This is a genomic window from Streptomyces sp. NPDC051569 (assembly GCF_044454085.1).
In the GTDB taxonomy this organism is placed as follows: Bacteria; Actinomycetota; Actinomycetes; order Streptomycetales; family Streptomycetaceae; genus Streptomyces.
The window spans coordinates 632,830-653,194 of the sequence record NZ_JBITDJ010000002.1 but is presented as its reverse complement, the minus strand read 5'-3'; the positions used below and the strand labels follow the sequence as shown (position 1 = coordinate 653,194).

The following is a 20,365-nucleotide window of genomic DNA, read 5'->3' as shown; positions in this document are numbered from 1 at the left end:
CGCCCGCAAGTACTTCGGCAACTGGGGCCAGGTCATCGACTTCTACACCCAGACCGTCGGCGGCACCGTCACCAACCACGGCAAGAAGTAACACCTGCGGCTTCCCCTTGATCACGGATACCCCGGCCCGGATCCAGGCCGGTGGCAGCGCGTACGCTCCGGCGAACGCTGCCACCGAGCCGGACCCGCCCCGGTGACGGATCGGCCCGCGCCCGGCATTCGCCGGACGCGGGCCGATCCGTTTGACCACCGCACGCCCGTCAGGGGTTTCGCAGGGGCGCGAAATTCCGTACGGTCCATCTTCCCGTCCCGGACCGTGGAGTCATGCCGTGCCCTTCCCTCACATCTCCGACCAGACGCTCGCCGGCGTGGCGCGATGGGTCGCCGCGCGCATGGCACGGGTGGACCGTCCCGGCCTCGCCGAGCGCGCCTCAGGCATCGCCGGCCGTCACATTCATGAGCCCCGCCTCAAGGCCGACATCTTCGCCGAGGTCGCCGCCTCCAGACTCGCTCGCGGGCACACGCCACGTCATCTGCGCCAGGCGTACGCCGCTGAGCTGACCTGTGCGGACGCGCATTACGCGGCCGGTCGTAAGGGTGAGGCCGCCCAATCCGTGGCCAAAGCTCTACTCCTCGCCTTTCACCGGGTCCCGCACCTCGACGGTCTCTCCTCGCCCCTGGCCGAGGATGCGCAGCGGTTCACCGCTCCCCTGCGCCGGAGCCGAACCATGCGGGCCCTGCGGGCCGGCCGTGGCCGCAAGGAGGCTGCCGTCGCGCCGCCCGCTGACCGCCCGGTCCGGATACTCATCGCGTACAGCGCCAACAAGAACTTCCTGGCCGAGCTGATCAGCCGCTACGAGGGCCATCCCGGAGCAGAGCTGCGCGTACTCGACACCGCCGCGGATCCGGAACTCGCCCCCTTGGCCAAGGGAATGGGACGCATGATCACGCGTGGCCTCGGCGGGCAGGTTGCCTACGGACAGCAGGCCGAGGCGGCACTGCGCCCCCACCTCGACTGGGCAGATGTCGTATTCATCGACTGGTGCGCCGCGGCGGCCGCCTTCTTCACGCTGGTCGATCCCGGCACCGCCCGAATCGTCGTCCGGCTGCACAGCTACGAGGCGTTCACCTACTGGCCCCATCTGGTCGACTTCTCCCGCGTAAGCGATCTCGTCTTCGTCAGTGAGCACCTACGGGATCTCTGTACGTCGGCTGTACCGCGGCTCAAGGAGCCCGGCGGACCGCAACTTCACGTCATCGACAACGCCGTCATCCTCGGTCGCTTCGTCCGGCCGAAGAACCCGGCGGCACGCTTCGCGGTGGGTCTCCTGGGCACCAGCCAGGTGGCCAAGGACCCACGCTGGGCACTGGAAGTCCTGCGACTCGTGCGACAGAAGGACACGCGCTACCGGCTCCACCTCATCGGCAGTCCTCTGACGGCGGCCGGCAGCCCTGGCGCCGAGAGGTATCACCGTGCCTTCTCCAAGGAGCTGGCCCCACTTGAGGCAGCCGGTTGGGCGAGGCAGTTGGGTCGAACCGAAGACGTGCCCGGTGCCCTCACCGAGGTCGGCGTCATCCTCAACTCCTCCGTCCGCGAGGGCTGGCCTCTCAGCGTGGTCGAAGGCGCGGTCAGCGGCGCCGTCCCCGTGGTGCGCGACTGGCCGTACTTCTCCGCCACGCCGCACGGGGCCGGGGCTCTCTTCCCGAGCTCCTGGATCGTTGCAACCCCCGCCGAGGCGGCCGACCGGATTCTCGCGGTCACCGCCTCCGAGGAGACCTGGCTCGAAGCGGGCCGCGAGGCCTCCGAACACGCCTTGGGCTCCTGGGACTGGGCCGTGGTCGGACAGCGCTGCGACCGGCTGCTGATGGGCCCCGACCGCGACGTATGCTCGCCGAGCGAAAACGCAATCGGAAAGGCAGCAGAGTGAACTTCAGGGTCCAGCCCACCGCTCAGGTCGACGAAACCGCCGTGATCGGCGACGGCAGCAGCGTCTGGGAACTCGCGCAGATCCGCGAGCACGCGCGGCTCGGTGAAGGCTGCGTGGTGGGCCGGGGCGCCTACGTCGGCACGGGAGTCCGGATCGGCGACAACGTCAAAATCCAGAACTACGCCCTGGTGTACGAGCCCGCCGAGCTCGCCGACGGCGTCTTCATCGGCCCGTCCGTGGTACTGACCAACGACCACAACCCGCGCTCCGTGGACCCCGAGGGCAAGCAGAAACGCGGCAGCGACTGGGAAGCGGTCGGGGTGAAGATCGCCGAAGGCGCCTCGCTCGGCGCCCGCTCCGTCTGCGTCGCACCCGTCCACATCGGCCGCTGGGCCATGATCGCCGCAGGCGCCGTGGTGACCAAGGACGTACCGGACTTCGCTCTCGTCGTGGGCGTGCCCGCCCGCCGCGTCGGCTGGGTCGGCCGCACCGGCGTGAAACTCATGGAACGCCCGGGAGAGCCTGGCGTATGGGAATGCCCGAAAACCGGTGGCGTCTACCGCGAGAGCGCTGAAGGCACGCTGACGGAGCTCGATGCCGGGTGATGGACTCACGGCACAGCGACGGGGGCGAGTACGCCACCATGCACGAATCACGGACGTACGATGCAGACGAGGCCGACTTTGTCCCAGAGCGATCTAGTAATCCCCCCTCAGCTCCAGCCGACGAAGGCACCGGCCGCCGAGCCCCGCAAGGCCCCCTCCCGGCTCTACGCCCTTGACGCGCTGCGGGTGGTGGCGGCGTTGGCCGTCATGGCTTTCCACTTCACCGGCGTCGACGCGGCGACCAAGGCCAACTGGGGACAGAACCCCAAGGAATTGTTCCCCTGGCTCTTCCCCGTAACCTCATACGGCTCCTACGGGGTCCAGCTCTTCTTCATCATCAGCGGCTTTGTCATCTGTCTCTCGGCCTGGGGCCGCACCCCGGGGCAGTTCGTCCGGGCGCGTTTCCTCCGGCTGTTCCCCGCCTACTGGTTCTCGATCGTGGTGGCCTTCGTCGTCTGGCGCGCGCTGCCGGACGGACAGCGGCGAGGCCCCAGCGTCAGTGACTCGCTCACCAACCTGACCATGCTGCAGGTCCCGCTCTCGGCCCAGCATCTGGTGGGCGCCTATTGGACACTCTGGGTCGAACTCACTTTCTACCTGGTGTTCTTGCTGGTCATTTGGAAGGGCCTGGACTACCGGCGCGTATCCGTTTTCTGCTGGGTGTGGCTGCTGGCCTGTGTGCTCGTGGAGAAGGACGCGAACATCCCGCTCGTGGGGATCTTCGCCCAGCCTCTCAACACCGCTCTCTTCGTGGGCGGCATCGCGATGTATCTGATGTACCGCTTCGGGCCCGACCTCAAGTTGTGGGGTCTGCTCGCGGCGAGCTGGCTGGTGATGCAGAGCGATCTGGTCGAACACGCCGACCACTTGCGCCATGACAAAGGCATGGACCGCGATCCGTACGTCGCGCTCGCCCTGGTCACCCTCTTCTACCTGCTGGTGCTGGCTGTGGCCCTGCGCAAGCTGGAGTGGGTCAGCTGGAAGTGGCTCGCCACCGCGGGAGCGCTCGTCTACCCGTTGTATCTGCTCCACGAGGAGCTGGGCTGGGCGATGATCCGTAAGCTCTCCGGCCATCTCGGCATCTGGCCGACCCTGCTGGTGACCGTCGTTAGCCTGATCGTGGGCTCCTGGCTGGCGCACCGCTTTGTGGAGCGGCCCGCACAGCGATGGCTTCGCAGTGCTCTGGCGAAGGAATCGGGACCACGCGTGGAACGGGCGGAAGGCTGACCTGACACCCCGGAGGGGCACCCGCGTCAGCCACTTCGTTCGACTTCGCCCCGCCGAGCATCAGCTCGACGGGGCGAAGCGGCAAAGCGGGGTCAGCCGCCGATGACGACGCGGCGGACGCCCTTCCAGGCCTCCGGGTCCGTGGTACGGCGCAGGTCGGCGAAGACCCGGCCGGTGAGGACCCGCTCCGGCGAGAAGACCAGGTGGAAGTCCTCGCCGGCGGTGAGGCCCGAGCCTTCCTGGAGCATCGGCGCCCAGCGGGTGCGGGCGGTGCCGACCGGGAGGGTGGTCTCGTACGACACGAGGGCGCCCGGCTTGAGGCCCTTGACGAACGATCGAGATTCGAGGGCCACCCAGCCAGTAGCCGGCAGCCATGCCTTACACGACTACACGACATGCGTCAGACAGCGGTCCTTCGGCCTTTTCACCGAAAAGCCTCAAAAGGATCCTCCAGTTCCATCAGGGCATCCAGGCTGGACCGAAGAAAAATAATGGCCTCAGGCAACTCCACATGCACACCCATCAGTTCAACAGCAGAATAACTGGCGGCGGATTCGGTCCGGACTCCGTTGCCAGCAAAATCACTCGTAGGCCTTCATTGCATAGATAATCCAGACGCCCTGGTGATTTTCATCCTTGATCTTCTTGATGGCAAGCGTTAGATTTCGCGCATCCGCTACACTTTTATCCTTGGAGCGACACGACCTATCGGATCCTCAAAGCTTTTCGGGGCTCCCTTTCCAAGCCAACAGGATTTTCCTTATTGCTGGCCCATTTGTTCAGGTCAACGCCCTCGAGGATTTTATCGACAGTGCTCCGAGCAAGATTCTCAGCGTGGTCGAAGGCGCGGTCAGCGGCGCCGTCCCCGTGGTGCGCGACTGGCCGTACTTCTCCGCCACGCCGCACGGGGCCGGGGCTCTCTTCCCGAGCTCCTGGATCGTTGCAACCCCCGCCGAGGCGGCCGACCGGATTCTCGCGGTCACCGCCTCCGAGGAGACCTGGCTCGAAGCGGGCCGCGAGGCCTCCGAACACGCCTTGGGCTCCTGGGACTGGGCCGTGGTCGGACAGCGCTGCGACCGGCTGCTGATGGGCCCCGACCGCGACGTATGCTCGCCGAGCGAAAACGCAATCGGAAAGGCAGCAGAGTGAACTTCAGGGTCCAGCCCACCGCTCAGGTCGACGAAACCGCCGTGATCGGCGACGGCAGCAGCGTCTGGGAACTCGCGCAGATCCGCGAGCACGCGCGGCTCGGTGAAGGCTGCGTGGTGGGCCGGGGCGCCTACGTCGGCACGGGAGTCCGGATCGGCGACAACGTCAAAATCCAGAACTACGCCCTGGTGTACGAGCCCGCCGAGCTCGCCGACGGCGTCTTCATCGGCCCGTCCGTGGTACTGACCAACGACCACAACCCGCGCTCCGTGGACCCCGAGGGCAAGCAGAAACGCGGCAGCGACTGGGAAGCGGTCGGGGTGAAGATCGCCGAAGGCGCCTCGCTCGGCGCCCGCTCCGTCTGCGTCGCACCCGTCCACATCGGCCGCTGGGCCATGATCGCCGCAGGCGCCGTGGTGACCAAGGACGTACCGGACTTCGCTCTCGTCGTGGGCGTGCCCGCCCGCCGCGTCGGCTGGGTCGGCCGCACCGGCGTGAAACTCATGGAACGCCCGGGAGAGCCTGGCGTATGGGAATGCCCGAAAAGCGGGGCGCTGCACGACGAAAAGGACGGCGTACTCGCCGAACGCGCCCTGTGAGCGCCCCGACGGCAAGCCGTGACCGTCTTCCCTCACTGACCGGCCTGCGCTTCTGGGCGGCACTGCTGGTCGTTCTGTACCACTTGTCCCGCAGCGTCGGGACGATACCCGGCATCAGTGACGCCGTCTGGTACGGGCGCAGCGGCGTGACGTTCTTCTTCGTCCTTTCGGGGTTCGTGCTCGCGTGGACGTACGACGGTAAAGCCGTACCGGTCCCGGTCTTCCTCTGGCGGCGGTTCGCCCGTATCTGGCCCATGCTCGTGGTCGGGGTCGCGCTGTCGGTCGCCGTGTACGTCGCGATCGGTCATCCGGTCTCACGCGCGGCGGTCGTGGCCAATCTGCTGGGCATCCACGCGTGGTTCCCGGTCGCCGTGATCTACAAGGGCGGGAACCCGGCGGCGTGGTCCCTCAGCGACGAGGCCTGGTTCTACCTCATCTTCCCCGCCCTGCTGGCCCTGTTCGCGAAGCGCCGCGCCCGGGTCTGGGCCTGGACCGTCGTGGGTCTGTCCGCCGCCGCGGTGGGTCTCTGGCTCGCTTCCTCGCAGCTGTCGGCGGGCAGTCGCGTCTGGGCGATGGACTACCTCCCGCTCACCCGGTCACTGCAATTCGTCATCGGGGTCGTCGCGGGGCTCGCGGTCAAGCGGGGCTGGCGGCCTCCTGTGCCGCTGACCGTGGCCGCGGCCCTGGTGGCCGGCTGGCATCTCGCGCTCGTGCCCTGGTCCCACGCGGTCCCCGACGCACAGTGGTACAGCCCGTACACGGCTTCCCAGCTGCTCTCCGCGCCGTTGTTCGCGGCGCTGATCTGCGCGGCGGCCCGCGCGGACCAGGAGGGCCGCAGGACGGGGCTCGGCGGCCGCTGGATGATCCGGCTCGGCCACTGGTCGTTCGCCTGGTACCTCATCCATGAGATCGTGCTGCGCTCGGTGGTGTACGGGTACGGCCACCCGGCCCCCGGGATCCGGACGGTCGCGGTCTGGCTGTTCGTCATCGTGGTGAGCCTGGCCCTCGCCGGCCTCTGTTATCAGCTGATCGAAAACCCGGCCGAGCGTCTGTTGCGGCGTATCGGACCGTCGTCCGCGCCGAAGGCGGAGCACGGCGCCGGCCTACCGGCCCCGGCGCCCGCCCGGCGGAGCTGAGACAGGCCGCCGGAACAGAAGGACCGGAACAGAAAAGGAGGAGGGCCGACGCCGTGGCGTCGGCCCTCCTCCTTCTGTCAGCTGCCGGGACCCGGCCGGGGTCAGCCGCCGATGACGACGCGGCGGACGCCCTTCCAGGCCTCCGGGTCCGTGGTGCGGCGCCCGTCGACCAGGACGGTGACGTCCGGGAGGTCGGCCGGGGTCAGCTCGCGGTACTCGGCGTGGTCGGCCTGCAGGATCGCCGCCGTGACCTTCTCACCGGCGTGCGGCGTGAGGCCGTGGGCGGCGAGTTCCCCGGCCGTGTACATCGGGTCGGAGACGTACGGCACCGCACCGCGCGCCGTGAGCGCCTCGACGGTCGGGAAGACGCCCGAGAAGGCCGTCTCCTTGACGCCCCCTCGGTAGGCCGCACCCAGCACCAGGACGTTCACGCCGGTCAGGTCGCCGTAGGCGGCGGCCAGCAGGTCCACGGCGTACTCCGGCATGGCGGAGTTCGCCTCGCGCGCCGAGCGCACGACGGTGGCCGACGGGTCGTTCCACAGGTACATCCGCGGGTAGATCGGGATGCAGTGGCCACCGACCGCGATGCCGGGCTGGTGGATGTGGCTGTACGGCTGGCTGTTGCAGGCCTCGATGACCTTCTTGACGTCGATGCCGTTCTGGTCGGCGAAGCGCGCGAACTGGTTCGCCAGGCCGATGTTGACGTCCCGGTAGGTGGTCTCGGCCAGCTTCGCGAGCTCGGACGCCTCGGCCGTACCCAGGTCCCAGACACCGTTCGGCCGGGGCAGGTCGTCCCGTGCGTCGAAGTCGAGCACCGACTCGTAGAACTCGACGCCGTGCCGCGCGGAGGCCTCGTCGACGCCGCCGACCAGCTTGGGGTAGCGGCGCAGGTCGGCGAAGACCCGGCCGGTGAGGACCCGCTCCGGGGAGAAGACCAGGTGGAAGTCCTCGCCGGCGGTGAGGCCCGAGCCCTCCTGGAGCATCGGCGCCCAGCGGGTGCGGGTGGTGCCGACCGGGAGGGTGGTCTCGTACGACACGAGGGTGCCCGGCTTGAGGCCCTTCGCGATCGCCTTGGTGGCGGAGTCCATCCAGCCGAAGTCCGGCACGCCCTCGGCGTCCACGAACAGCGGGACGACGACCACGACGACGTCGGACTGGGCGACCGCCGCGGCGGTGTCCGTCGTGGCGGACAGGAGTCCGGCGCCGACGGTCTGCTTGAGCTTGACGTCCAGGTCGTGCTCGCCGGGGAAGGGCTCGGTGCCGGCGTTGACCAGCTCCACGACCTTCTCGTTGACGTCCGCGCCGATCACTCGGTGACCCTTGGCGGCGAACTGAACGGCGAGCGGCAGGCCGATCTTGCCCAGCGCGACTACACAGATATTCATCGGGTTACTTTCCTCTTCAACCGGGACAGCAGCGGGCGCAGTCGCGCGAAAAGACCGGCCCGGGACTCCCACAGCGGAGCCGTGGTGATCACCAGCCGTCCCTTCGGGTTGGCGTTCACCGAGACGCGGTACGGAATTTTCTCCCGCCAGCGGCGTGCCAGCGGCAGCGGCAGATCCCGGGATCTGATCGGGATCTCGTACGTGGAGCCCGCGACGTCGACATAGACGCGCGCGCCCCGCTTGGCCTTGACCGGGTCGACGGGTATGCGCGCGGTCAGCAGTGTGCCGCCCCCGTCGGGTGTCTCCTCCCGGGTGAACTCCCCCACTGCTGGGGGGAGTTCATGGCCGGCCGGGAGCCGACGCGCGGCGGCCTTGTCCGCGCTCTTCGGCATGGCGCCCTGGGCAAGGCGCACGACGGCGGAGGTGGTCTCGCCGGTGACCCCGATCCGGAGCGCCAGCACGAGGGTCATGACGTGCGCGGTCTGTTCCAGCTCGACGGAGATCAGCTGGGTGCCGGCGGCGAGCCGGCCCGGTACGGACTCGCCGATGAGCTCGAAGCCCCGGTCGGGCAGTACACCGCCCGGATCCCGCAGTCCGGGGTAGCGGGCGTAGGCGCGGCCGTCCTCCAGCAGGAAGGGCGGCGCGCCGTGCTCGGCTTCCCCGGTGACGGCCCGTATCAGCTCGTCGACGGCGCCCCGCTGGGCCAGCAGGACGCGGACCCGGCGCTTGACGTCCAGCGCGTCGCGCAGGCCGTCGGTGAGGTACTCGTCGGCGAGCTGGGCTATCCCGTCGCACACCGCGCGCTGTGTCGAGCGGTCGAGGAGCGGGAAGTCTTCCTGGACGAGCTTGGCGAGTTCCCAGGTGAAGTGCCGTTTCAGGACGGCGTCCCGGTCCGGTCCCGGCTCGATCAGCCCGGCGGTGTGCTTCATGATCTCGGCGGTGCAGCGCAGCCGGGCCAGGTGGTCGGCCCGGTAGGTGATGTTGCTCGCGTCACCGCGCTTCACCGCGTAGTAGTACGTGTAGTCCCCGAGCACCGAGATCTTCCGGGCCCGTACGCACGCCTCGATGGTGAAGGGCTGATCGCTGCCGACCGGCAGGTCCTCGGGGAAGCGCAGCTCGTACTTCTCCACGAGTTCGCGCCGGAAGAGCTTGGTGTTGGCCAGGGCGAACGGCAGCTCGTCCCCGTAGAGGCTGATGTCCGGATCGCTCGTCAGGTAGAGCGACTGACGGACGTAGCGGCCGTTGGTGCCGACCATCTTGCCGACGACCACGTCGGAGCCGTGCTCGTCGGCGCAGGCCACCATCCGCGCCAGCGCCTCTTCGCCGAGGTAGTCGTCGGAGCCGATGAAGTAGACGTAGCGGCCGGTGGCCACGTCCAGGGCCCGGTTGCTCGGGGCCGCGGGTCCACCGGAGTTCTCCTGGTGGATGACTTTCACCGTGCCGGGGTGGAGCGCGGCGAAGCGGTCGAGTTCCTCGCCGCTTCCGTCGGTCGAACCATCGTTGACGGCGACGACTTCGAGCCGCTCCGGTCCGATGGTCTGACCCACGAGGGAGTTCAGGCACTCGGTGAGGTACGGCATGGTGTTGTACACGGCGACAACGACGGTGACGTCGGGGGCAATCGTCATGATCTCGCCTTCGCGGTGTGGCCGGACACCAGCTTCGTGTACAGCCCGTCGAGTACTTCGGCCTGTGCCTCCCACGTCCAGGTATCGAGCAGGCCGGGCTTGTCGTAGGCGGACCTGTAGCGCTCGGGGTCGGCGAGGACGTTCTTGACAGCGCGTACGAAGTCGTCGGTGTTCTCGGCGGTGAAGACTTCGCCCTGACCGGTCGCACGGGTCATCTCGGACATGGTCTTCACGTCACTCACGACCAGCGGCAGCCGGGCATGCGAGTACTCGAAGAACTTCGTGATCAGGGCGATCTCGTGGTTCGGCCAGTGGTGGATCGGGATACAACCCACGTCGGCGGCCGCCAGGTAGCGGACGACCTGCCCGTGCGGCACGTAGGGAACGGCATGTGCCCGGTCGCCGACGCCCAGATCGGCCGCGCGCTTGAGCAGGCTCTGGATGTACGCCGCTGCGGGGTTGGGGACGACGAACGCCATATGAACGCCGTCGAGTGCCGGCAACGCCTCGATCATGTCGCCGAGGCCACGCTGCGGCCCCGGGGAGCCGCTGTAGACGATCAACGGGACTTCGGATCCGATACCGCAGAGTTCCCGTAGATCGGGAACCGGCTCGGCATCGGCCGACAGCACCTCGGGATCCGCGGGGCGGTCGGGCGCGTTCAACACGACCGTCGGCTGATCCCGCAGACCGTGCCGTTCACGCAGCAGGTCGGCGAGGCCTTCCGAGACGGTCACCACGGCGTCCGCGTACGGCGCGAACTCACTTTCGTGCGCCGTGTTGCCGGGTATCCAGTGTGCGTTGTCCTCCCAGGGGCGGACGCCGGGCAGGAACTCATGGGCATCCCACACCAGCTTGACCTGCCGGCCCGCCGCTCTGGCCCGCACAGCGGCACGGGCACCGACGCCGAGCATCCGGAAGTCATTGGCGTGGATCAGATCGGGCCTGAGGTCGTCGATCTCCTTGGCGTACGTCAGTTCGTAGTCCCACAGCACCGGTTCGAGCCGACGCCAGGCACGCTTTCCTTTCACCGCTTTCCAGAAGGCGGTGAAGGCACGGTCCAGCGGACCTCCCAGTCGCCGGCCGGCCTGCTGCGCCGCGGTGGTCTGGCCCGACCGGAACGAGATCCACCGCTGCACGATCCTGGAGACCGGACCGGCCAGCGCCAGCCGCATCTTCTCCATGGTGCGGAAGAACGGGGAGCCGACCGCCTCAGGGACTACCCGCAGCGCAGCACGGCGGGTGGCCACATCCGCGCGCCATGCCTTCGCCCACTGGCGCCGGAACGCGGCGAGCGGGCCCGGCGGATAGGCGAACGGACGACGGAGCAGGGAACGATGCCGCTCCGCGTGCCGCTTGGCGAGGGGAGTCTTGATCGGCAGCAGACGCACTTCGGCGCCGCCGATCTGCCAGCTGCGGCCTTTGCCCGAACGGACGAGCCCGAGCAGGACGACTTCCCAGCCGGCCGCGGCGGTGGACTCCGCCGCCTTCTGCACCCGGGAGTCGCCCTCCACCTTGTTGTCGACGAGCATCACGACCCGCCCCTTGCCGGGAGGAGGTGTACCGACACTCTGGGTATCCATGAACAGCCTTTCTGGACCGGTCACTTGAGGAAGCCGCTCAGGACCTGCGCGGTCCAGGTTCCGTCGTGGTACGTACGGGTGAACTCCGCGGACTCGCGTCCGATCGCTGCCGTCTTCTCACGGTCCTCGATGAGGGAGTCCATCACCCCGCGAAGAGTGCGGGGAGTAGCGCTGACGATGGGGAGGTCGCCGCCCGTGGCGGCCTTCACCTGATCACTGATGTAGCCGACGACCGGCCTGCCCGCGGCCATGGCCTCGACGGCGAACGTCCCGTAGCTACCGGTGGTGAACTGGTCCAGGACCAGGTCGCTCTCCTTGACCAGCTCACGCATCTCTGCCCAGGCGATGCCCTCGGCCAGCCGGAAGTCGATGACACCCTTGTCGTGGAGTTCGGTCATCAGGGGCAGGATCCGGTCGGTTCCCTTGGTCCAGCGCTTGGACGGGGCGTGCAGCACGATGGGTCGCTGCCGCTCCATGACCGGGCGGTCACTGGCCCAGGAGGCGACATCCACGACGAGCGGTGCCCAGCTCGCCGTAGGCAGATCGTCGAGCAGGTCGGGGGTGGTGACAAACAGCGGCAACCCGCATGCGTCCGCTATCCGGCGATTACGTTCGGCCTTCACCCGGAGTCTGTCCGCAATCCCTTCCGGGGCGTCACGGAAGAGCGAGAACTCGTGCCGGTCAAGGTGCCTGTCCGGATGACGGATGTCACTCCCGTGCGAGAGCAGCGCCACCTTGATACGGGCCTGCTTTAGGGCCGCCAGGTCTTCGGCTATCGAATCACCGTTGAGCCCGCCCATCACGGGCATGAACGCGTCGACGAGAAGGTGGGTGTAGCGGCCCACGATGCGCTGCACCTGCTGGAGCTGGACATCCAGCTCGTTGAGGCGGGTGGCATCGACGTACACGTCAGCGGGGTAGTCGAAGGACTCCGGGCGCTGATTCATCGTTATTTCCACTGACACGTCGGGGTTGAGGCGTGTGATGGCCCCCGCGTACGCGGCCCCCTGGCCGGCGTAGTTCGCCGGGCCCAGCCCCAGCTTGATCCGGGTGTTGCCGATCCGGCGCCAGGAGGGCTCGCCGCCCTCCCCCGCGCTCTCCGCCGTACGCACCGCGCCCGGGGTCTCCTGGACCGTCCACGGCACGGGCAGCGGGCCGGGCGGTGTCAACCTCGACAGGGCACGGTACAGCGCGAGCAGACCAGCGCTCTGGTGCTCCCAGGACAGATCCCGCAGTACGTGCTCGGTGATGTTCCCGGCCAGCTTCTGGCGATGCCCCAGAGCGCGGGCAGCGGCTTCGCTGAAGGCCGTGGGGTCGTCCCAGGTGAACACCTCGCCGATGCCGTGTTCCCGCACGTAGGCGTCGATGACCTTCACGTCACTGGTGACGAGAGGTATTCCGGCCTGCAGATACTCGGAGACCTTGGTCGGCAGCGAGACCTCGCAGTTGGGGACGCGCCTGAAGGGCGTCAGGCCGAGGTCGGCGGAGGCGAGGTAGTCGGCGACCTCGTGCTGCGGTACGTACGGGGCCAGATGGATCCGGTCCCGTACTCCCAGGGACTCGGCCCGCGCGAGCAGTTGCTCCAGCAGGGGTGTCGTCCGGCCGACGACCACGGCGAGATGAACGCCGGGGAGTCCGGGCATCCCCTCGATCACCACGTCCAGGCCGCGCTCGGGGCCCACCCAACCGGAGTAGACCATCAGCGGTACGTCGGGACCGAGACCGCACGCTTCGCGGACGGACACCCGCGACTTGCCCGAACCGATGACCTCACGTACCGGCGAATTTCCCACCACCAGCGGGGTTTTCGGCAGCTTGTGGTCAGCCTGCAGCAGCTCGGCCATCTGCGAGGAGACGGTGACCACCGCGTCGGCACGGCGAATGAACTCCGCTTCCATGGCGGGCAGCGCGAACGCCTGACGCGGGTTGGGCCACTCCACACCCTTGATGTACTCATGGGCGTCGTAGAGCCAGACACACTCATGGCCGCTCGAACGCAGCCGGGCGGCGCTACGCGCGGCGGTCACGATCATCGTCGCGTCATTCGCGTGGATGACGTCGGGCTTGAGCTCCTCCATCACCGGACCGAAAGCGAGATCAAGGTCGATCACCTGCGGCCAGTCAAGACGCCAGTCGCCCACCGGCGCCGGGTTCTTGGCCTTACGGCTCTGCTCCCACTTGAAGGCGCGGACACGCAAACGGTGCACGGCTCGGCCCGCCCGCAGCATCGCCTTCAGAGAGGCGCGCTGCGGTCCGGCCGTCCAGTTGCTCTCGGCGGACTTCTCCCGCACCCAGGCGCGGTGGGACGCACGGTAGCGATTCAGTGCGGCCGCGTCCTCGATACGGAACTGAGTCAGAGCGCTCCGCAGCGGATGCGCCTTCTGCGTGTTGACCGACCGCAGGAAGTGCGTCTGCACCGGAACCCTGACCACGTCGATCGGGCCCATTTTGGAACGCTGGACCCGCTGGGTGTCGCTCCTTCCGATCAGAGTGACGTCCCAACCGTCCCTGGCCGCGGCAACGGCGGTCTTCTGAACACGTGAATCGCCGGTGATGCCATTGGCGACGATCACCGCGAGTCTCGGTCGACGGGCGGCGGATTCCATGCGTACTTCCTCCGGATGGAAGGCAAGAGAACGAGTTCCCAGCCGCGCCGCGCGACGCGACGCAGCTGGTGAGCTACGGGTACGGCAGAAAGGCTGCCGCCGGAATGCGTCACGCCACGACGTGGTCCCTGCTGCCGTTGAGATCCACCGTGCGACCGCTCGCGGCCGACTCCAGTACCGATGCCGCCACCTCGACGGTCCGCAGTCCCTGGCGGAGCGTGCAGATGTCCGCCGGCTCGCCCAGGACCGCGTCGCGGAAGAGTTCGTGCTCGACCTGCAGCGGCTCGCGCTTCGCTATCGCGTAGCGGATCATGTCGCCCTCGGCGACACCGCGGAAGGCGCGCAGGGCCTCCCACTCGGTGGCGACGGCCGCGTTCGAGTGGAACGTGAGGTCGGCGGTGAGCGTGTCGGCGATGAAGCAGCCGCGCTCGCCGGTGACCGACGTGAACCGCTCCTTGAGCGGGCTCAGCCAGTTGACCAGGTGGTTGACCATGGTGCCGTCGGTGAGCGTGCCGACCGCGGAGACCATGTCCTCGTGCGGGCGGCCGCTCTTGGACACCGTGTGGGCGGCGATCGACGTGTACTGCTGACCCGTCACCCAGCCGGTCAGGTCGATGTCGTGGGTGGCCAGGTCCTTGACCACGCCGACGTCGGCGATGCGGTGCGGGAACGGGCCCTGGCGGCGGGTGACCACCTGGTAGACGTCACCCAGCTCACCGGCCTCCAGCCGCGCGCGCAGGCTGAGCAGGGCCGGGTTGCAGCGCTCGATGTGGCCGACACCGGCCACCAGACCGCGTGTCTCGAAGGCCTCGACGAGCCGGCGCGCACCCTCGACGGTGTCCGCGAGGGGCTTCTCGATCAGCGCCGCGACCCCGGCCTCGGCCAGCTTGAGGCCGACCTCTTCGTGCAGCGCGGTCGGGCAGGCGACGACGGCGTAGTCGACACCCATCCCGATCAGCTCTTCCACGGTGCTGAGCACCGGGGCGCCCTGCGCGGCACCGTTCTTGTCACCCATCGGGTCGACGACGCCGACGAGCTGGACCCCCTCCAGGCCGGCCAGCACGCGAGCGTGGTGCCGTCCCATCGAGCCCAGCCCGACCAGGCCGGCTCTCAGTCCCCCAGTGGTCACAGGTTCTCTCCCAGCGTGTTCACAGCGGTCACGATGCGCTCCAGGTCTTCCGACGTGAGCGAGGGGTGCACGGGGAGCGAGACGACCTCGGCGGCGGCGCGCTCGGTCTCCGGCAGGTCCCAGGTGCGGCCGGCCTTCTGGTCCGGCTCCCAGTACGGCTTCAGGCGGTGGATCGGGGTCGGGTAGTAGACGGCATTGCCGATACCCGCCTCCGTGAGGTGCGCCATCGCCGCGTCGCGGTCGCCCTCGATCCGGACGGTGTACTGGTGGTAGACGTGCCGGGCGCCCTCGGCGACCGGGGGCGTCAGCACGTTCGGTGCGGTGATGTGCTCGGTGAGGTACGCGGCGTTCGCGCGGCGCTGCTCGGTCCACGCGCCGAGCTTCGTCAGCTGGACCCGCCCCACGGCGGCGGCCACGTCCGTCATGCGCATGTTGGCGCCGACTATCTCGTTGGCGTACCGCTGCTCCATGCCCTGGTTGCGCAGCAGTCGCAGGGTGCGGGCGACCTCGGCGTCGGCGGTGGTGACCATGCCGCCCTCAAGGGAGTGCATGTTCTTCGTCGGGTAGAAGCTGAACGTTCCGCCGGAGCCGAAGGCGCCGACAGGGGTGCCGTTCAGCGCCGCGGCGTGCGCCTGGCAGGCGTCTTCGACGACGGCGAGTTTGTGCTTCTCGGCAATGGGCATGATCTTGTCCATCGCGGCGGGGTGGCCGTACAGGTGGACCGGCATGATCGCGGCCGTGCGCGGGGTGATCGCGGCCTCGACGGCCGCCGGGTCCAGGCCGAAGCTACCCGGTTCGATGTCGGCGAAGACGACGTCGGCGCCGACGAGCCGGACCGCGTTCGCCGAAGCGGCGAACGAGAACGACGGCACGATCACCTCGTCGCCGGGGCCGATGCCCAGAGCGAGAAGGAGAAGGTGCAGCGCCGATGTACCGGAGTTGACGGCGACACAGTGGGCGCCCTCGACCAGTTCCGAGAAGCCCTCCTCGAAAGCGGCCACCTCGGGACCCTGTACGACGCGGCCACTGCGCAGTACTCGTACCGCGGCCTCGATCTCCTCTTCACCGATGACCGGGCGGGCAGCGGGGATGGGCTGCACATCACTGCTCGGCATGGACGTCCTCCTTGAACACCGCGAGAGCTCTCTCTATGGCAGAGGCCTGGGGTGTTGCGGACGTCACATGAGGCCGCGTCACCACCTCCGGCGTAATGCCGAAACGCCCTGCCGAGGAATGGGACCGGCTGTCCCGAACGGGCCGGTCACCGAACGCAGCCTCCAGGCAGGAGGGTAGACGGCGGCAACCGCCGGTCACATTATCAGGGTTTGTTAGGCGAATTTCTGTCCTGTTAACCGCTCAATGAATCAACTTCGAAACAGAACGGTGCCCCGCCCTGAGATCCAGGGCGGGGCACCGTGTCCTGCCGACAGTTCAGCGTTCCGCGATCAGCTGTCGGTGGGCGCCGACACACCACGCGCTGTCTGCTCGGCCGCCGCCGCCGTCTTCTTCGACGCCGACGAGGCCGTCTTCTTGGCCGTGGTCTTCTTCGCCACGGTCTTCTTGGCCGTCGTCTTCTTCGCGGCCGTCTTCTTCGCCGGGGCCTTCTTGGCGGTCTTGCGGACCGCCTTCTTGGCCGGAGCCGACGCCTCGTCGGACTCGGCCGCGCCCTCGGCCGGCTCGTCGGCCTTCGCCGACGCGACCACGACGACCGCCGCGTCCTCCGCGCTCGACGGCGAACCGGCGGGTGCGGTGACCTTACGGGTCGCCCGGCGACGCGTCCGCGGCGGTGCCACGGCGGGTGCCTCCTCGGCGGCGAGCACCTCGGGTGCGACCGGCTCGGCCACGTTGGCGGTGGCTACGACGACCTCGGCGGCCGGCGCCTCGTCCACCGCCTTCGGCGAACCGGCCGGAGCCGTCGCCTTGCGGGTGGCCCGACGGCGCGTACGGCCCTGGGGGGCCGCCTCCGCCACGGACGCCTCCGGCTCGGCGGCCGGAGCCACCGCCGCCGGTGCCTCGACGGCAACCTCGGGCTCAGCGGCCTTCGGCTCCGCGGCCTTGGGCTCCGCGGCCTTCGGCTCGGTGACCGTCACCTCGGCCGTCCTCGGCTCGGTGGCCCTCGGCGAACCGGCCGGGGCCGACGCCTTGCGCGACGCGCGGCGACGCGAACGGCCGCGTACGGCTGCCTCCGCCTCCGCCACGCTGCTGAACAGCTCCTCGTCCAAGGCGAATTCGGGCTCGGGCAGCGCGATCGGAGCCGCCGCCTCCGCCGCGACCTCGGCCTCGGACTCCGCCGCGATCCCGGCCAACTCGTGGTCGAGGTCGCGCTCGTGGTCGGGGCCGTGCTCATGGTCGAGACCGTTGTCGTGCTCGTGCACCTGGTCCGTACCGGCGGCGCCGCCCCGGCCGCGCTTCTTCGAACGCTTGCCGTTGCCACCGCCACCGACCGCCGAGGGCTGTTCCATGTGGACGATCACGCCACGGCCGTTGCAGTGGACGCAGCTCTCGGAGAAGGACTCCAGCAGACCCTGGCCGACCCGCTTACGGGTCATCTGGACCAGGCCGAGCGAGGTGACCTCGGCCACCTGGTGCTTCGTACGGTCCCGGCCGAGGCACTCCAGCAGCCGCCGCAGCACCAGATCACGGTTGGATTCGAGCACCATGTCGATGAAGTCGATGACGACGATGCCGCCCAGGTCGCGCAGCCGCAGTTGGCGCACGATCTCCTCGGCCGCCTCCAGGTTGTTCCTGGTGACGGTCTCCTCAAGGTTGCCGCCCTGGCCGGTGAACTTCCCGGTGTTGACGTCGACCACGATCATGGCCTCGGTCTTGTCGATCACCAGCGAACCACCGCTGGGCAGCCAGACCTTGCGGTCCAGCGCCTTCATCAGCTGCTCGTCGATGCGGTACGTCGCGAAGACGTCGACCTCGCTGGTCCAGCGCGACAGCCGGTCGGACAGATCCGGCGCGACGTGCGCGACGTAGTCGTGGATGGTCCCCCACGCCTCGTCGCCGCTCACGATGACCTTGGAGAAGTCCTCGTTGAAGATGTCACGGACGACCCGGACGGTCATGTCGGGCTCACCGTAGAGAAGGGTCGGGGCGTTGCCGCTCTTCGCCTTCTTCTTGATGTCCTCCCACTGCGCCTGGAGCCGCTCGACATCGTGACGCAGCTCGTCCTCGCTGGCGCCCTCGGCGGCCGTACGGACGATGACGCCGGCGTCATCGGGGACGATCTTCTTCAGGATGGTCTTGAGCCGGGCCCGCTCGGTGTCGGGCAGCTTGCGGCTGATACCGGTCATAGAGCCCTCGGGCACGTAGACGAGGTAGCGGCCGGGCAGCGACACCTGGCTGGTCAGACGCGCGCCCTTGTGGCCGATCGGGTCCTTCGTCACCTGGACGAGTACCGACTGACCGGACTTGAGGGCCGATTCGATCCGCCGGGGACCGTGCGCCATGCCCAGCGCCTCGAAGTTGACCTCACCGGCGTACAGGACGGCGTTGCGGCCCTTGCCGATGTCGACGAACGCGGCCTCCATGGAGGGCAGTACGTTCTGCACCTTGCCCAGGTAGACGTTGCCGACGTAACTGGTGGCCTGCTCCTTGTTGACGTAGTGCTCCACGAGCACGTTGTCCTCAAGAACGCCGATCTGGGTGCGCTCACCGTTCTGCCGGACGACCATCACGCGCTCGACGGCCTCGCGCCGGGCGAGGAACTCCGCCTCGGTGATGATCGGCACCCTGCGACGGCCCTGCTCGCGGCCCTCGCGGCGGCGCTGCTTCTTGGCCTCCAGACGCGTCGAGCCCTTGATGGACGTGACCTCGTCGGCGCCGGTGCCCGGCTCGGTGTCCTTGAGGTCCCTCGCGCGCCGCTCACGCGGCTCGCGGACCTTGACGACCGTACGCTCCGGGTCGTCGGTGCCCGAGTCGGCCTCGGCACCGCCGTCACCACTGCGACGGCGACGGCGGCGACGGCGACGGCTGCTGGAGGAACCCGCGCCCGAGGAACCCTCGGTGTCGGAGTCGTCCACGTCGTCCCCGTGGCCTTCGTCGTCGCCGTCGTCCCCGGCGTCGTCGCGGTCCTCCGACTGCTCGGCGGACTCGTCGTGCTGCTCGTCCGAGCCGTCCTCGGCATCCGCGGACTCGCCACGGCGGCGGCGACGGCCACCCCGGCGGCGGCGCCGCGACGGGCGGTCCTCGTACTCGTCGGCGCTGTCGGCCTCGGCGGCCTCATCCTCGGCCGACGGGTCGGCCTCGGCCTCCGGCGCGGCGACGGGCTCGGCCGCGGTCTCGCGCGGCGCCTCCTCGGCGGCCGGCCTGGCCTCCACGGGCTCGGCGGGCTCACCACGGCGGCGGCGCCTGCTGCGGCGGCCGGAGGGCTCCGGCGCGGCGACGGGCTCGGCCGCGGCCACGGTCTGCGTCTCGTCCTCTTCGTCGACCTCGTCGGCCAGGTCGGCGGGCCTGCCGGCGGCAGCCGCGGCGGCGGCCGTCTCCGGGGTCTGGAACATCGGCTCGGTGAAGACGGGCGCCCGGAAGACGGCCACGGCGGGCCGTGCCGTCCGGCGACGCGAGGAGCGCTCCGGCGCCTCGGTCTCCCTGGCCTCGGCCTTCGCGGGGGCGCTCTGCGGAGCGGCGGCCCTGCGGCGGGTACGGCCACGGGTGGCGGCCTTCTCGGCGGCCTGGACCTGCTCCTCGTCGGCGGTGATCTGCGCGACGGCGTCCCGCGGCAGGTCCTCGCCCGCCACGGTCACGGGCTCGGCGGGCTCGGCGGCCTGCGGCGCGGAAGCCGGTGCGGTGGCCTTACGGGTGGCACGCCGGCGCGCACGCGGCGCCGGAGCCTCCTCCACGGGCCGCGTCTCGTCAACGGCTGCGGAGACGGCCGCGGCGACCGGCTCGGGGGTGGCCTCGGGAGCGGCGGTCTCCGGGACGGCGGTCTCGGGTGCGGTGGCCTTACGGGTGGCCCGACGGCGCGCACGCGGCGCCGGAGCCTCCTCGGCGGCGACAGCGGCCTGCGGGGCCTGCGCCTCGACGGCGGCCTCCGTGGCCGCCTCGGTCGCCTCAGGTGCGGCGACCTTGCGTGTCGCGCGACGGCGCGCACGCGGCGCGGGGGTCTCCTCGGACCCGGCCGCACCCTTGCTCTCGGCTGCCCCCGCAGCCTCGGTGGCCGGTATGGCCGGCGCGGTGGCCTCTACGGCGTCAGCGCCGTCCGTGGCCCCGGCGGCCCCGGCGGGCGGTCCCGCGGGGCGGGACGCGGCGCGGCGCCTGCGGCGCGGCGGCAGCGTGTCGCTGGGGCTGTTGCTGTCTTCGTTGGCGTTCCCGGGCGTACCGGGTTCGGTGGACTCAAGCATGCGGGGTTCTCCCGTCGCGCTCCCGGGCGCCGCGCCTGATTCCGG

The 20,365-nt window shown here is 69.5% G+C and carries 13 protein-coding genes and 1 pseudogene; 6 read left to right on the top strand and 8 right to left on the bottom strand.

Features of this window, described 5'->3' with window-relative positions; genetic code table 11:
• The first annotated feature begins 329 nt into the window (after positions 1–329).
• The 3 genes from ACIBAE_RS05820 to ACIBAE_RS05810 are packed head-to-tail and all read left to right on the top strand — an operon-like array spanning position 330 to position 3,760.
• Positions 330–1,928 (top strand): hypothetical protein, encoded by a 1,599-nt coding sequence (locus ACIBAE_RS05820; protein WP_399282552.1) that lies wholly within the window; start codon positions 330–332, stop codon positions 1,926–1,928.
• Positions 1,925–2,533 carry an acyltransferase gene (locus ACIBAE_RS05815; protein WP_399282551.1) on the top strand — a complete coding sequence of 203 codons (609 nt, stop codon included), beginning with the start codon at positions 1,925–1,927 and terminating at the stop codon, positions 2,531–2,533. The genes ACIBAE_RS05820 and ACIBAE_RS05815 overlap by 4 nt, the downstream gene beginning before the upstream one ends.
• Positions 2,534–2,593: 60 nt before the next feature.
• Positions 2,594–3,760 (top strand): acyltransferase family protein, encoded by a 1,167-nt coding sequence (locus ACIBAE_RS05810; protein ID WP_399282550.1) that lies wholly within the window; start codon positions 2,594–2,596, stop codon positions 3,758–3,760.
• A 146-nt stretch (positions 3,761–3,906) separates the two neighbouring features.
• Here the strand turns inward: ACIBAE_RS05810 and ACIBAE_RS05805 are convergent.
• A pseudogene (locus ACIBAE_RS05805) lies at positions 3,907–4,089 on the bottom strand (nucleotide sugar dehydrogenase); the annotation flags it as partial.
• A 361-nt stretch (positions 4,090–4,450) separates the two neighbouring features.
• On the opposite strand from ACIBAE_RS05805, the gene ACIBAE_RS05800 reads away from it, so the two are divergent.
• From ACIBAE_RS05800 to ACIBAE_RS05790, 3 genes are read left to right on the top strand one after another with little or no spacing between them, the layout of a single operon-like run.
• Positions 4,451–4,909, top strand: coding sequence for a glycosyltransferase (locus ACIBAE_RS05800; RefSeq protein ID WP_399282549.1), 459 nt, complete (start codon positions 4,451–4,453; stop codon positions 4,907–4,909).
• On the top strand, positions 4,906–5,508 hold the full coding sequence (locus ACIBAE_RS05795; RefSeq protein WP_399282548.1) for an acyltransferase: 603 nt from the start codon (positions 4,906–4,908) through the stop codon (positions 5,506–5,508). Before ACIBAE_RS05800 ends, ACIBAE_RS05795 begins: the two co-directional genes overlap by 4 nt.
• Complete coding sequence (locus ACIBAE_RS05790) at positions 5,505–6,644, top strand: acyltransferase family protein (RefSeq protein ID WP_399282547.1); 1,140 nt, start codon at positions 5,505–5,507, stop codon at positions 6,642–6,644. The genes ACIBAE_RS05795 and ACIBAE_RS05790 overlap by 4 nt, the downstream gene beginning before the upstream one ends.
• 101 nt (positions 6,645–6,745) lie before the next feature.
• Here ACIBAE_RS05790 and ACIBAE_RS05785 read toward each other — a convergent pair whose 3' ends face one another.
• The 7 genes from ACIBAE_RS05785 to ACIBAE_RS05755 form a co-directional block, all read right to left on the bottom strand.
• Positions 6,746–8,029, bottom strand: a complete 1,284-nt coding sequence (locus ACIBAE_RS05785) for a nucleotide sugar dehydrogenase (RefSeq protein WP_399282546.1) — start codon at positions 8,027–8,029, stop codon at positions 6,746–6,748.
• Complete coding sequence (locus ACIBAE_RS05780) at positions 8,026–9,657, bottom strand: glycosyltransferase family 2 protein (protein ID WP_399282545.1); 1,632 nt, start codon at positions 9,655–9,657, stop codon at positions 8,026–8,028. The genes ACIBAE_RS05785 and ACIBAE_RS05780 overlap by 4 nt, the downstream gene beginning before the upstream one ends.
• Positions 9,654–11,240 (bottom strand): glycosyltransferase family 4 protein, encoded by a 1,587-nt coding sequence (locus tag ACIBAE_RS05775; protein ID WP_399282543.1) that lies wholly within the window; start codon positions 11,238–11,240, stop codon positions 9,654–9,656. Before ACIBAE_RS05775 ends, ACIBAE_RS05780 begins: the two co-directional genes overlap by 4 nt.
• A gap of 20 nt (positions 11,241–11,260) precedes the next feature.
• The gene (locus ACIBAE_RS05770; RefSeq protein WP_399282541.1) at positions 11,261–13,846 is read right to left on the bottom strand and encodes a glycosyltransferase family 4 protein; all 2,586 of its coding nucleotides are present in this window, start codon (positions 13,844–13,846) and stop codon (positions 11,261–11,263) included.
• A gap of 109 nt (positions 13,847–13,955) precedes the next feature.
• Positions 13,956–14,975 (bottom strand): Gfo/Idh/MocA family protein, encoded by a 1,020-nt coding sequence (locus ACIBAE_RS05765; RefSeq protein ID WP_399282540.1) that lies wholly within the window; start codon positions 14,973–14,975, stop codon positions 13,956–13,958.
• The gene (locus ACIBAE_RS05760; protein ID WP_399282538.1) at positions 14,972–16,090 is read right to left on the bottom strand and encodes a DegT/DnrJ/EryC1/StrS family aminotransferase; all 1,119 of its coding nucleotides are present in this window, start codon (positions 16,088–16,090) and stop codon (positions 14,972–14,974) included. Before ACIBAE_RS05760 ends, ACIBAE_RS05765 begins: the two co-directional genes overlap by 4 nt.
• Positions 16,091–16,420: 330 nt before the next feature.
• Positions 16,421–20,320 carry an Rne/Rng family ribonuclease gene (locus ACIBAE_RS05755; protein WP_399282536.1) on the bottom strand — a complete coding sequence of 1,300 codons (3,900 nt, stop codon included), beginning with the start codon at positions 20,318–20,320 and terminating at the stop codon, positions 16,421–16,423.
• Positions 20,321–20,365 lie beyond the last annotated feature (45 nt).